The following is a 13777-nucleotide window of genomic DNA, read 5'->3' on the forward strand; positions in this document are numbered from 1 at the left end:
AGGGGTACGGTAGAAAATGACCCGTCAGCAGACTGCCTCCAGAACTAGAGGGGATTCCTAGTAGATACACGGGACTGACCAAGCCCCCCGTAGACTCGAAGTGCCCGGTGTTATTCGTGACCTCTCGAACGGCGTGTGGGCGTGCCCCGGTTCCGTGGACATGTTGCTCATGCTGCGAGCCTAGGCGTCGAGGCCACTCGCTCGAACTCGACGGGGCTGATGGGTGCACGCAATCGGTCAACGCAACACTTGCTGCAGCCGGGCCAGTTCCCCGCGCTCCGCCGTTGTCAGCGCGCCGGGATTGACCTCGCCCCGGTCTGTCTTCGTCTGATCCACCCACAGCCGCAGCGCCCACTCGGTCAGGTCCAAATCCCGGGCCACCTGAGGGATGGACTCGCCCTCCTCCAGCACCAGCCTCACCGCCCCGGCCTTGAACTCCGCCGAGAACTCGCGGCGCGGCCTACGGGGCCTCCTCTGCTTCTCCTCGGTCGCGGACATCCCGTGCTCCTTCCCTCACATCTCGGGTGTCCACGGAACTGGGCTACTCACACACGAGGCTAATACTACTCGGTCAGTTGTTTTGAATGTGCAGGCGTGATCTACCACTGAGGTATGACGCCCGCCCAGATGCGCAAGCTGGATGGAGAGCTGCGCGAGTACATCAAGAAGTGGCAGATAGCATTGGACCTACTGGACGACGCGTTGGAATGGGGCGTGCGACGCCACGTGGTGCTGGCCGACGCGGGGTACGGCAGCGCCCGGGAGTTTCGGGACGGGGTGTGCGAGCGCAGGTTGCATTACCTAGTCGGGTGCAAGGCGTCCTCAAGGTATGGCCCCTGGCTCGGCTCCCACTTCACCACCCAAGGTGGAGGGGCGGATGGGGCGCCCACGCACCGGCTACGTAGCGGAAGGCGTCGAGCCATGGCCCTTCGATACGTTGGTGCGTCAGCTGCCCCAGGAGAAATGGAAGACGGTGCGCTGGCGCGTAGTCGGCATCGTCGTGAACGTCGGTGAAGGCGCCCTGCCCCGCCTCCTCCAGCACCGCGTTCAACTGTCGGAAAACGCCGCCCTTGCCCGAGTAGAAGGTCCCCAGCTCGTTCAGGCCAGCGCGAAAGGCTCCGTACTTCCACTCGACGTCGCCTACGCGCTGTTGCGTCTTCCCACTGCGCACCCACGCGAGGCAACCGTCAGGCCGGAGCACCGCCACTTCGGTGAAGCGCCACCCTGCCGACCAGCTCGGCACGCGATACCCTCGCCCGAGTCCAGCACCTCGCGCATCATGAAGCCCACCGCCTGTCTGGGTGTCAGCGAGCTACCCGCCACGGGATGCGCGTCGCGCTCCTCCAGCGCCACGTCGCGAAGCAGCACCTCGAAGGCGTCTCTCCGTTGTCCTCGCGGTTGACGGGCTCCTCGGGAGGAATCCTCGGCCCACGGATCCCCAGGCAGCGCTCCGCGTTGCTGGAACGTGTCCCTGCGAGTGGACGACTCAACCCCGGCGCAACCCGTGGCGCAGAGGGCGGCGCAAAGCATCCATAAGCCAGCACGCATTCCTCATCCCCATGCCTCCCTCCAAGAAGGAAGATGGCGTGGATGCTGGCATTGACGTCTGACAAGTCGATGAGGAATCGACAGACCGGCGGAATCTTACAGTGTCATGCCGGCGTGGCCCCTCAGGATTTCCCCTCGGAGTTCCATGACCGCCTGCGGGAAGTGACCCAGTCGTATCAATGTCACTTCCGGCAATGAGTATCCACGCCTCGCTCTATTCGGCGAGAGCCTGTGTGTGCGGTAGGGAAGGCGGCGGTGGCGCGGCGCCTCCACCGACCTCGACGGGCTCTTGGACCATCGCGTATCGCGCTGGAGAAATTCGAGATCATCCAGTAAAACATATTTATCCGCAACAAAACAGACAGGTGCTGCCGTGGACAACTCAGCAACAGGCAATGGCCGGATTCGCCAGGCGCATGTGGAGCAGACGAAGGGCGGAGGGCTGAGCAGGAGAACCCTCATTGGAGGAAGTGGCGCGCTTGCCGCGCTCGCATTCGGCGGCACTTTGGCGGCTCCGAGGACCGCTTTCGCAGCGGGCGGCTACATCTACCCGACCTCGTCGCGGGCGGTCTCCGATTCCTTCGCAGACCACGTGGCCCGGGGATCCGTGAATCCGGGAACCGACTACGTGTGCCCAACCGGAACGCGCGTCGTCGCGGTGAAAGCGGGCACGGTCGTGGGTGTCACGAATACCATCGGCGGTTCCGGAGGCCGCATGGTGTTCATTGACCATCCCGATGGGTCAAAGACGGATTACCTGCACCTTTCTTCAATCCAGGTCTCCCTGGGTGCGCAGGTCGCACAGGGACAACAGATTGCGCTCTCGGGGGGCTCCGGGAACGGCTCGGAAAACGGCTACGGAGCTCATCTGCACCTCGCTCTTCACATCGGTGCCGGTGCGCAGCACGGAACTCGAGGCGGCTCCGTGGACTTCGAGAATTACGTCGGAGAGGGAGGCGCGAGCGCGCCGGGACCGCTCCGGCAGGTCTACTCCACCAACGCGGGTGCAAGTTGGCAGAGCGGCGACACGGGGTTGCTGTTCAATCCCTCTCAGCTTTCTGCCGTCAACATGGGTGGGTCCTGGCCGCAGCTCATGATGACGCAGGAAGGCGTGCTCTATCAGGTCTATGGAACAAGCAGTGGATGGACCTTCGGCAATACCGGTATCGCGAGCAACCCAACCTCGATGAGCGCGGTGAACATGGGCGGCTCCTGGCCGGCCGTGATGAGTATCGAGAACAGCACCCTCTTCCAAACCGTGGGAACGTCTTCGGGGTGGCAGAAGCTCTCCACCGGCCTGACGTTGATCGGCCAGATCTCCGCCGTCAACATGGGCGGTAACTGGCCGACGATCATGTTGGCCCAAGGCGGCGTGCTCTATCACGTCTACGGAACGACGTCCGGATGGAAGGTCGCGTCCACGGGAATTGCAATCAATGGGCAAATCTCGGCCGTCAACATGGGCGGCGGCGTGCCACAGGTGATGGCGATCGAGAACGGGTATCTCTACCAGATCTGGGGCGACGCGGCGGGCTGGCACAAGCAGTCGACCGGCTTGAATCTGATCGGCCAGATCTCGGCGGTTGCAACGGGGGCCACCTGGCCCACCGTCATGCTCGATCAAGGAGGCGCGCTCTATCGCGTGTGGGGGGATACGTCCGGCTGGCACGTCCAGCCAACGGGAATCTCCGGAACGGGCCGTTTCTCGGCGGTTTATATGGGCGGTGGCGTACCGCAGGTGTTGAAGATCGGCTGACCGGCAGAGGGGGCCCCGTCGAGAAGCGGTCCACTGTCTGGGCCTATCCGGCCCCTGGAAGCCGGCCGCCCCCGTCCTCGACAGAGTTCCGACCCGGCGCATTGTGCAATGGACCGGAGCGTTGACTCCGTGGTGCGTCGCCGGAAGAAGCGCCAGCGTCCATCACGGACGCAAGGCGCCCTCCAAGGGCGCGTCTCCCTCGAGGAGCGCCACTGGGGGGCCCGCCTTGCGGCGCTCCTGGCACACACGGTGCAACTGCGCCCCGGCCGCCTGCCTCCACTCCTCACGAGGCCCCTCTCTCATGAAAGGCGCTTGTCCATGAAACGCGTCTCCTATTTCGAGCTTCTCTCAAGGGCAGCGCCCGCCCAGTCGGCGTCGAGGGCCGCGGAGTCGAACCGGCTATTCGCGGAGAGCCATCGCAAGCATCCCAAAGAGCTCGCGCCCTCCGTCCAGGCGCTGGCCGAGTACGTGAAACGCCCGGAGAACGAGTTCCTCCGCATCTACATCGGGAGCATGCTGGACGAGGCCAACCAGAAGAACTCGCTCAACATCAAGACGCCGGCGGACTTCTTCCAGCAGCTCGACAACGCGCTCACCAGCCTTCCGAAATACGATTCGAACTTCATGGCCGCGCTGCCGTTCTACACGGTCCTGCAGCCCTTCATGGAGAACAGCTACGGCTGGGCCTTCTTCACCAACGAGGCGATCCGGCCCTATTTCGCCGACATCCTGAAGGCCTATCATACCAACCTGGAGACGCCCGCCTCTCTCGCCTACCTGAACGACTCCTACGGGAACTGGCTCAGCGCGGATGCCAGGCAGTACCTGAGCCTGGACGAGTACGTCTACAACCCCTGCGAGCCGCACGGCGGATTCAAGTCCTGGAACGAGTTCTTCATTCGCAAGTTCAAGGACTTCGACGCCAGCCGGCCCCTGGCGCCCGATCCCACCGGGAAGGTGGTGATCAGCCCCGTGGACGGGCAGGTCTGGAAGATCTCCAAGCAGGTGCAGCGCGAGGCCACGTTCGACATCAAGGGCGAGCAGTACTACCTCACGGACCTCCTCGCCGAGGATGCGGCCAGCCCCCTGCTGCGGCCCTTCGTCGACGGGCTGGCGGTGCAGATCGTCCTGATGCCTTTCAACTATCACCGGTGGCACTCGCCAGTAACTGGCAAGATCAAGAAGGTGAAGACGGTCCCGGGGTACTTCTTCGCGCAGCCGGCCCCGAACCAGGACTACGCGGCATCGTTCCCCTTCCTGAGCCACGTCAACACCCGGACGATCGTCTTCATCGAACCCTCGAATCCGGACATCGGGGAGGTCGCCGTCATCTTCGTGGGGCTGACGGAGGTGTCCTCGTGCAAGGCGACGGTCAAGGAGGGTGACTCGGTGCAGCGGGGAGACGAGATCGGCCACTTCGCATTCGGCGGATCGACCTGCTGCATCCTGTTCGACCGCTCGAAGATCGCTTCCCTCTCCATCACAGACAATCCCTCGCTGAGCGACGGCGCCAGCGGGTCGGGTGAGAAGCTGGATAACATCGTGATGGTGAGACAGAACATCGCGAGCGCGCTGTAGCGGCACGCTCGGCGTCCCCTCGAAACCGCTTGCATCGGTAACCTTCACCCAGGACGAATCCCATGACCAGATTTGCTTTCCCTGCCATCGTCGGAACGATGGCCATCATCGGCGGGGCATGCTTCGCCACCTCGAACTCGGCGACAAGACCGGACGTGAATCCCAATACGGTGGCGGTCGCGGTTCCAGCGAGAGCCGGGGCGGTGACGGGGACCAACCAGAACTCGGACGAATTCATCTGGCGCCTGCTCGCCGGGTTCGCGGCGCCGGTGAAGCCCACCCAACCTTCGCCGGTGGTGTTCGAGACGTGGGCCTCCGACGCCGACGTCTTCTCGTACACGCCTCACTGGCCGGGTCCGAACGAGCCGAAGAAGTTCCAACGGAGCGTGCTCGAAAGGACGTCGGGCGGGTCGTCGGCGGGTCCCATCGACGTCAGCTGCGCCACCCCCGGAAACGCCGCGGTCGGAGGGTTCCCGACCCACGGCACGCCAACGCCGTGCATCGCCGAGGAGGTGAAGCGGAACCGCCCGCAGTACGACTACATCGTCAACAACAACCTCAATACCCAGGCCGGGCTGAGGGCCGCCTACGCAAAGAGCTTCCAGGTCGTGATGCCGACGGAGGCCATTTCCGTCAAGGGCGACTGGGTTCCCGTGCAGACGCTGCTGCAATGGCTCCCCTCGCTCGGCAGCATCGCCAACATCCAGAAGCTGTACTACACGAACACCTCCGGCGGGGTTGAGTATGCCCTGGTCTCACTGCACGTGAGCAGCCGGCAGAACACGAACTGGGTCTGGGGAACCTTCGAGCATCAGATGAATCCCGGCCGCTGCGATGACATTGGATGCTACGACACGTTCGGTGCGACGAACCCGGCCATCCCCCCGAACCGGACGGCCGTCAACACGCAGTACGGCGCCTGCGAAAAAACGCCCCAGCTCGCGGCCGTAATGGCCCAGGCGGGCCTGTCGGCGGTCTGGAACAACTACTGCCTGAAGTCGACGATGGTGGACTACACCGCCCCCGACGGCACGCCCTACGCGCTGGGCAATTCGGTCATCGAGCGAATCGTGGGGAACGGGACCGTGGCCGCCTCGTCCTGCATCGCCTGCCACGTCTACGCATCCTTCGGGTCTGCCGGCACGACGCTCCCCGGGGCGCAGGCGATGCTCCCCTACAACCCGACCGGCAAGCCCATCCCCGCCGTGCTCGACGGTTCGCTGCAATTCGACTTCATGTGGGGCGTCCTGTTGGCGCCGCCGCCGCCGAAGACGCAATGACGTTCCTCTGAGCGACCGTCGCACCCTTAGAAACCCCTCGCCCACGAGCTGGAGCAGCGAATGCCCGGGTCCTCCGTCGAGAGGGCCAGGCCTTGCCAGGCTTGACGCCTCGTCTGACAAGCTGGCAATCATCTGGCAAGTCCGGAATGGCCCGGACCATCCCCGGAGACAGTCATGTCACTCGACCCTTCGACCACCGCCGTGCTGCTGATTGAGTACCAGAACGAGTTCGCGACCGAGGGTGGGGTGCTGCACCCGGCGGTGAAGGGCGTGATGGCGGAGACGAAGATGTTGGAGAACACCGTCGCGCTGGTGAAGGCCGCGCGGGAGAAGGGCGTGACGGTGATGCACGCGCCCATCACCTTCGCGGAGGGCTACGGCGAGCTGACCCGGCACCCCTACGGCATCCTGAAGGGCGTGGTGGACGGGAAGGCGTTCGTGAAGGGGAGCTGGGGCGCGCAAATCATCGACTCGCTCGCGCCCCAGAAGGGCGACATCGTGGTGGAGGGCAAGCGCGGCCTCGACACCTTCGCCAGCACCAACCTGGACTTCATCCTGCGCAGCAAGGGCATCAAGACGGTGGTGATTGGCGGCTTCCTCACCAACTGCTGCGTCGAGTCCACGATGCGCAGCGCGTACGAGAACGGCTACGACGTCATCACCCTCACGGATTGCGCCGCCGCCACCTCGTCCGAGGAGCACAAGAACGCGCTCAAGTACGACTTCCCGATGTTCTCGCGTCCCATGCCGTCCTCGGAAGTGATTGGCATGCTCAAGACGTAGCGCGACATCCGCTCCGCCGCGATGCACGTGCATCGCGGCGAAGCGGCGCGGTCCGCATTCCCTGCATCCGGTATGGATTTGCGCCGCCCCCTACCCCACGTCGAGTTGGACAGGCAACGCGGTTTGAATTTCGAGCCAGGCGCCGAGGAACGGCAGGCGCTACAGGACATAGCCTTTGGCCCCCACGAGAATCGACCGACTCAGCAATGAGTGGAACTCGGAGCGATTGCTCCCGTGGTTGATGACACCCACCGCGAAGAGCGCCAATCGGCTCCAGACGTTCCATTCGACATAGGCGGACCCCTGCCCGCTGCCGTCCACCAGATTGAGCGAATAACGGAGTTGCCAGGTGGGCCCGCTGTCCGCCTGATTGTTCTGCACTTGCAGGAACAGATAGTGGCGTCCCAGCAGTGCGAGCCCATTGTTGAGCGCGGCCCCCAGCGTCTGGCCAGCCAGGGGCGATGCAGCAGAGGGGGTCGCCAGCGTCTCGGAAGCGCTGGCGGCGATGTCGAAATACCGCGCGCCATCCGCCCACCGGTAGCCTTCATTGTTGCTCAGGTACTCCAGATAGACGGTGTGGCCTGAGTTCAATGTGTAGCCACCCCCGACAAGGGCGGAATAGAAGAGCCGGTGGTCCCCGGCGTAGCGGGGCAGGTATCCGCCCCCCACGGGTGTCGGCAGCGTCTCCGGGTACAGCGCCGAGGTCCCCTGACGCAGCCCCGCTTCCGCGTAGACGAGCAGCGCCTCGCTGACGGTGGCCTGTCCGAACGCGCCGAAGCGGGGACGCTCGTCGGTCCACCGCTTCGAGGCGTTCAGGCTCGCGACGTAGACATCCGCCGTGTAGTCCACCTTCAGCAGCGACAGCGCCTTGAAGCCGTCATCCCGCTCCCACTGCCAGTCCCCGCGCCCGTCGCCGAATTGGTGCATCAGCGACAGGGACAGCGCGGACGTGGGCGACCAGGCCACCTGGGCCACGTCCACGCCGAGCAACTCTCGCAGGGGGTTGCTCCGGCCGTTCTCGAAATAGATGGGATTGCTGGGTGAGCGGAAGTTGGAAGGCCCCCAGGTGAGGACCTCCCTGCCCAGCGACACGACGAGCTCCTGGACCGGATAGGCCGTCACGCCCCCCTGGTTCACCCAGACGTCGAGCCGCGTCTCCGGGCCAGCACCTCCGTACCGCCGCCACTCGAAGCGGGCACGGGGCTTCAAGCTCAGCACGAAGGTGTCCGTGGTGAGCTTCAAATCGAGCCGCCCCTCCACCTCCGTCTGACCTTCCGGAAGGTTGGCGATGAGGTTGCCTGGATTGAGCAGGCTGTTTTCCCGCAGCCCTCGCTCGCTGTCGTAGGCCAGCACCTGGAGGCTGGCGGAACCCTTGTCCCGCAGCTCCTGGATGGCGCTTGCCTCGACAGTCGCTCCAATCCCCACCGTCAGCAGGGCCGCGAGCAGGGGCAGACCCGGCATGGCGGTGACTGTGATTCGTCTCGCACTCATCCTGCTCAGTTCCCAAGCCGATTGACGTCGAACTCCGCCCGGGCCAGTTCCGTCACCTGCACGTCGGAGTACACCAGCGTCGTCCTGGCGGCCGTGAGCGCGTCTTGAATGCTCATCTTGCTCACGAAGGGAAACGTCTTTCCTTCGTGGGTGAGCTGATTGCCGTACTCGAAGGTGGCGGACTTCAGCAGCTTCCCGGAGAGAGAGAAGAAGTCCGCCTTCACCCCCACCAGCCGCTGCTTGGAAACCCAGTAGGTGATGCGGTCATACGTGCAGAACGTGTTGACGGCTGTCAATTCCAACTTGTAGCTGGCTTCGCCGTTGATTTCCTCCTCGCCGAGCAGCTTGCCCTGGTAGTCAACGGCATAGTTCGTTGAAGCAATGTCGCCCTGCGAGGCCTGACCCGAGAGTTTCTGCCTTGGTGAGATGGGAATCGGCTTGCGGAGACCCGGACGGCTCATCCACATGTTCCGGTCCACCTGCAGCAGCTTGGAGCCCTTGAAGCGCACGGGCTCCCGCGTCTCCGCGAGGCTGGCGGTGGCATTGGCCTTCAGGGTGAGCAACCGCTCGGGCTCTGCGTCCGCACCGTTGCTGGGCATGATGCGGACCGTCCAGCGGATGCCGGGAAGCCCGCCGCCACGGGCGCGGTCCGAGGACTTGAGGATCTCTGCCGCATCCGGCGCGGCGGCCCGCGCGGAGCCCGCGAGCAAGAGCAGCAGCCCCGCGATGAGAAAGCGTGCGTTCTTCATGGTGGTGTCTCCCGCGCGGTCAGACATGGCCCAAAGAGTCGATGATCAGCTTGCGAGCGGCGGTACGCGCCGGGAAGAAGGCCGCGGCGATGCCGAGCACCGAGAGCATGACGAACGTCCTCGCCATCCGGGGCACGTCGAGGTCGACCATGAGACTGACCACGTTGGACGAGTTCGGCGGCGTGTAGGTGATGCCCGCGCTGTTGACGGCGAGTCGAACCAGCAACGTCAAGAGCACGCCCCCGGCGCACCCGAGCACCACGAGAATGAATGCCTCCGTGGTGAAGAGTCGCAGAATGCCTGAGCGGCGCAGGCCCATGGCCCGCAGTGTGCCGACTTCCCGGGTCCGCTCCACCACCGTCATGCTCATGGAGTTGATGATGCTCATGACCACCACGATGAAGACGTTGCTGAAGATGAAGGCGAAGATCATGTCGAACAGCCGCTTGACCTGCGAGTAGAAGCTCGAAAGCTCCAGCCACGTCTTGAGCTCCACGTCGAAGCCCGCCTGCTTGAGCTGGGCCGTGAGCTCCGTCCGGGCCTGCTCGGTGAACTCCTTGTCATCCAGCAGCACGATGAGCCGCTCGGCTCCATCGAAGTCATACAGTGACTTCGCCAGGTCGAAGGGCAGATACAGGAACTTGTCGTTGGTGCCGATGTTGCCCGTGTTGAAGGAGTCCACGATGTCCACGTCCAGCGCGTTGGCCTGCCCCGTCACCGTGCTGACCAGCAGCGCGGCCGAGTCCCCGGGCTTCAGGTTGAGAATCCTTCCAAGGTCCTGAGCCGTCGCCACCCCGATGGGGTTGTCCGCCTTCAAGTCTCCGGAGAGCTTGCGCTGGAAGTCCCCCTGGAGCTTCTTCACGTCCGCGGGAACCATTCCCTCGCCAATGAAGACGGTGGTCGCCGCACCGTTGGACACCATGCCGCTGAGGGACAGGCGCGGCGTCACGAGCACCGTGTGCGGGTATTGTCGGATGATGGGCTCCACCCGAGCCAGCTCCTCCTTCGAGAACATGTATTGAGCCGGATGGAGCCTGCCTTCGGTGCGAAGGCCGCTCTTCATCACCGTCAGATGCCCCAGCAACTCTCCGTGGATGGCCTGTCTGGCCAACCCGCTATACACATACTTGATGTATCCCGCGAAGAGACTGATGGAAGCGAAGCCAAAGCCCACCGAGATGAGGGTGACAAGGCTGCGACGGTGATGCTTCAGGATGTTCCGGAACCCGATGGTGAAGTAGTTCATCGAACAGTCTCGTCCGCTTGGAGCAGGCCGTCCTTGAGCAGGAGCTTTCGGTCGACCAGGTCCAGGAGACGCGGATCATGGGTGGTGAAGATGAAGGTGACACGCTTGGAGCGGTTGAGCTCACGCATGAGCTTGACCACCATGTAGCTGTTCTCCGAGTCCAGGTTGGCCGTGGGCTCATCCGCCACGACGATGGAGGGGGCGGTGACGAGCGCGCGGGCAATCGCCACGCGCTGGCGCTGACCGCCGCTCATCTTGTCCGGACGCGCGCTCGACTGATTCTCCAGGCCCACGTCCTTGAGCGCCTGGCTGGCACGCTCGCGCACCTCGGAGGCACCCACGCCCTGGATTTGCAGCGGCACCATGACGTTCTCCAGGGCGCTGAGCACGGGGATGAGATTGAAGCCCTGGAAGACGAAGCCGACCTTGCGGCTGCGCAGGTCCGCGAGCGCGTTGTCCGACAGCTTCCCGATGGGCACTCCTTCCAGTGACACCTCGCCGGAGGTGGGAGCGTCCACCAATCCCAGGATGTTCATCAGGCTGGACTTGCCGCTGCCCGATGGTCCCCAGACCGCCACGAACTCACCCCGGTGGATGCGCAGCGAGACGCCTCTGAGTGCCTCGACCTTCGCTTCCCCCAGCACGTAGTCGCGCCTGATTTCACTCAGGGCCAGGAGCACCTCCTGTCCCGCCGTGCTCGTCGCCGCCATGACCGCCTTGCTCGCGGCCCCTTCCAGGTTGGCCATCTCAGTCTTTCCCAATGTCAGAGCGCTCGGACCAACGCCGCTCCGGCGCTGCCCCCGAACGAGTAGGAGTGTGCCAGGGCCGCCCGGACCGGCCGGGGTGCCTGGGGTTGTCGCACCAGATTGAGCCCGAACTCCGGCTGCTCGGTGCCGACCTGTAGAGGCAGCCCGCCACCGCGGACGGCGCCGATACAGGCCAGGAGGTTGAACATGTCACTGGCGGCTTCCGCCTCGCCCGTGAGGGCCTTCAGGCTGCTCAGCGGAACGGTGCCCGCCGCGGCTCCCAGCACCGTTCGGAGGGCGGCCACTTCCGCCCTGTCCAACGACTGCGTGGAGTTGCTCGCGGCGGCGATGTAGTCCACCGCCTCGGGGGAAACCGCCGCGCCGCGGAGCGCCTGACTCATCGCGGAGGCCAGTCCCCTGCCCTCCGGGTGATGGGTGCCGAAGCCGTGCCCGTCATGCGCCACGCCCAGCCCCGCGATTTCCGCCAGGGGAGTGGCTCCCCGCGCCCGCGCGGAGGCGAGCGTCTCCAGCACCACCACTGCCGCGCCCTCCCCCATGATGAAGCCATCCCGCCGCGAGTCGAAAGGACGACTCACATTGGAATCGCTCAGCACGCCAATGTCATTCATGTCGTAGTGGGTGGCGGCGGTGATGAGGTCGAACGTACTCGCGATGATGGCATCGGCCCGTCCGCTGCGCAGGGCCTGCGCCGCCAGGGCGAGCACCTGGAATCCGCAGGCGTTTCCCGCGCTGATAGCATAGTTGGTGCCACGCCAGCCCCAGCGGATGCTGAGTGCGCTGGCCACCGCGTTCGTGACCGTCTCCTGGAAGAGCAGTGGCTGGACGAAGCGTGGCTCGCTGGTGATGATCCGGTGCCAGATTTCCTGGCTGACCTCCGCATTCGCCCGGTATGTCCCCAGGAACACGCCCACCCGCTCCGGATTCCACGTGGAGGGGCCATGGCCCGCCATCTGGAGCGCCTCCTCCGTGGCGAGCATCGTGTATTGCGTCCCCCGAGGCGCACGCCGGAGGTTGTTGGAGCCCGTCAGCGCGGCCAGGCTCCCCTGCGGGACACGAGCCCCGTGCGTGCAGGCGCACCCGGCGGTATCGAAGTCCTCGATGGGGCGGATGGCGCTGCGCCCCTCGGCGAGTGCGCCCAGCAGGGCGGGGACACCTGCCCCGTAAGGGGACACCGCTCCCATGCCGGTGATGACAATCCGCATGTTCTCTGCTTCGTCCGTCACTCGCGTGGAGCCAGTCATGAGCGTCCCCTTTCTTCTCCGGTGGAGATTCGTGCGTGATACATCAGCCCTCCCAGCGCCGGAAGACCATCGCGGCGTTGTTGCCCCCAAAGCCAAACGCATTGGTGAGGACCGCTTCCAGCTTCGCGGGCCGGCTGCGATGGGGCACGTAGTCCAGGTCGCACTCCGGATCTGGCGTGTCCAGGTGCAGCGTGGGCGGCAGGAAGCCCTCGTTCAGCGCCACCACCGCCGCTGCGGCCTCCATGGCCCCGCTCGAGCCCAGACTGTGGCCGACCATCGCCTTGATGGAGCTGACCGGGACCTGACTCCGCTCGCCGAAGACGTGCTTGATGGCGCGCGTCTCGATGACGTCATTGGCCGGAGTGCCCGTGCCGTGCGCCTTGATGTAGCCGATCTGCTCGGGCCTCATGCCGGCGCTCTCCAGGGCCGCCTGCATGGCTCGCGCCGGGCCACGTCCCGTCTCATCGGGCCGGGTCATGTGGTAGGCGTCCGTGGAGCCGCCGTACCCGGCGAGCTCCGCCAGGATGTGCGCCCCACGACGCGTCGCATGCGCCTCGCTCTCCAGCACCCAGAGCGAAGCGGACTCCCCCAGGAGTGTCCCGTCGCGGTCCTTGCTGAAGGGGCGCAGCTTGTCGCTCGCCAGTGAGCGCAGGACGCCGAAGCCGGCCTGGGGCATCTCACTGAGCGGATCCACTCCGCCCGCGAGCATCACCTCGGTATGGCCCGAGCGAATCGCATCCACCGCCACCCCGAGCGCATGCAGGCCCGCGCTGCACGCGGTGGACATGACCAGACTGAGCCCCGCCAGCCTGTAGTGGCTGGCCACCTGGTCGCTCATCGCGCTGATGAAGCTGTCGAGCACCAGGGCCCGCCACGGATCTTTCGGACCCGCACGACCGCGTCGGTAGGGGTGGTGGAGCGCGGCGTAGCCCTCCTTCGTCGCCGGCATCCCTCCCAGATTGGTTCCGAGCACCACGCCGATTTTCGAGCGGTCCTCGACGGCCAGGTCCAGCCCGGAGGCCGCCAGCCCCTGCGCCGCCGCCACGCGAATCATCCGGGTGCCGCGACTGAGGTAGGGCAGCTCCTCGGTGCTGAAATGAGCCGAGAAGTCGAGGTTCTTCAGCTCCCCGGCGGACTGACAGCGGTGCTTGCTGGCATCGAAATGGGTGACCGGGGCAATGCCATCGCGCCCCGAGCGCAGCCCCTCGGAAAACTCCGCCAGGTTGTTGCCGATGGGCGTGAGAACGCCAATTCCGGTGACGACGACCCTGTTGCTCATCCTGTTCCTCTCAGCGGTTGTTGCGCGAATCCTCGAAAACACCGGCCCCGTGCTGGCGG

11 protein-coding genes and 2 pseudogenes are annotated in these 13777 nt (G+C 65.1%); 5 read left to right on the top strand and 8 right to left on the bottom strand.

Annotated elements, in window-relative coordinates:
- Positions 1-249: 249 nt before the first annotated feature.
- Positions 250-498, bottom strand: a pseudogene (locus OV427_RS01545) (transposase); the annotation flags it as partial.
- Positions 499-627: 129 nt separating this feature from the next.
- Between OV427_RS01545 and OV427_RS50695 the strand changes: the two are divergent.
- A pseudogene (locus tag OV427_RS50695) lies at positions 628-846 on the top strand (transposase); the annotation flags it as partial.
- A gap of 7 nt (positions 847-853) precedes the next feature.
- On the opposite strand, the gene OV427_RS01550 reads toward OV427_RS50695, so the two are convergent.
- Complete coding sequence (locus OV427_RS01550; RefSeq protein WP_324289913.1) at positions 854-1243, bottom strand: hypothetical protein; 390 nt, start codon at positions 1241-1243, stop codon at positions 854-856.
- Positions 1244-1921: 678 nt separating this feature from the next.
- Here OV427_RS01550 and OV427_RS01555 point away from each other — a divergent pair.
- The 4 genes from OV427_RS01555 (at position 1922) to OV427_RS01570 (ending at position 6945) form a co-directional block, all read left to right on the top strand.
- Positions 1922-3304: a M23 family metallopeptidase gene (locus OV427_RS01555; RefSeq protein WP_267854335.1), complete on the top strand. Its 1383-nt coding sequence runs from the start codon at positions 1922-1924 to the stop codon at positions 3302-3304.
- A 318-nt stretch (positions 3305-3622) separates the two neighbouring features.
- Positions 3623-4882 (top strand): phosphatidylserine decarboxylase family protein, encoded by a 1260-nt coding sequence (locus OV427_RS01560; protein WP_267854336.1) that lies wholly within the window; start codon positions 3623-3625, stop codon positions 4880-4882.
- A gap of 62 nt (positions 4883-4944) precedes the next feature.
- Entirely contained in the window at positions 4945-6162 is a 1218-nt protein-coding gene (locus OV427_RS01565; protein ID WP_267854337.1) for a hypothetical protein, read from the top strand.
- 174 nt (positions 6163-6336) lie between these two features.
- On the top strand, positions 6337-6945 hold the full coding sequence (locus OV427_RS01570; protein ID WP_267854338.1) for a cysteine hydrolase: 609 nt from the start codon (positions 6337-6339) through the stop codon (positions 6943-6945).
- 159 nt (positions 6946-7104) lie between these two features.
- Here the strand turns inward: OV427_RS01570 and OV427_RS01575 are convergent, their stop codons facing one another.
- The 6 genes from OV427_RS01575 to OV427_RS01600 are packed head-to-tail and all read right to left on the bottom strand — an operon-like array spanning position 7105 to position 13718.
- Positions 7105-8436, bottom strand: coding sequence for a hypothetical protein (locus OV427_RS01575; protein WP_267854339.1), 1332 nt, complete (start codon positions 8434-8436; stop codon positions 7105-7107).
- Between the two features lie 5 nt (positions 8437-8441).
- Positions 8442-9185: an outer membrane lipoprotein-sorting protein gene (locus OV427_RS01580; protein ID WP_267854340.1), complete on the bottom strand. Its 744-nt coding sequence runs from the start codon at positions 9183-9185 to the stop codon at positions 8442-8444.
- 19 nt (positions 9186-9204) lie between these two features.
- Positions 9205-10431, bottom strand: a complete 1227-nt coding sequence (locus tag OV427_RS01585; protein ID WP_267854341.1) for an ABC transporter permease — start codon at positions 10429-10431, stop codon at positions 9205-9207.
- On the bottom strand, positions 10428-11177 hold the full coding sequence (locus OV427_RS01590) for an ABC transporter ATP-binding protein (RefSeq protein WP_267854342.1): 750 nt from the start codon (positions 11175-11177) through the stop codon (positions 10428-10430). Before OV427_RS01590 ends, OV427_RS01585 begins: the two co-directional genes overlap by 4 nt.
- 17 nt (positions 11178-11194) lie before the next feature.
- The gene (locus OV427_RS01595) at positions 11195-12439 is read right to left on the bottom strand and encodes a beta-ketoacyl-[acyl-carrier-protein] synthase family protein (RefSeq protein WP_267854343.1); all 1245 of its coding nucleotides are present in this window, start codon (positions 12437-12439) and stop codon (positions 11195-11197) included.
- A 43-nt stretch (positions 12440-12482) separates the two neighbouring features.
- Entirely contained in the window at positions 12483-13718 is a 1236-nt protein-coding gene (locus tag OV427_RS01600) for a beta-ketoacyl-[acyl-carrier-protein] synthase family protein (protein WP_267854344.1), read from the bottom strand.
- Positions 13719-13777 lie beyond the last annotated feature (59 nt).

It is taken from the genome of Pyxidicoccus sp. MSG2, from assembly GCF_026626705.1.
Taxonomy (GTDB): domain Bacteria; phylum Myxococcota; class Myxococcia; order Myxococcales; family Myxococcaceae; genus Myxococcus.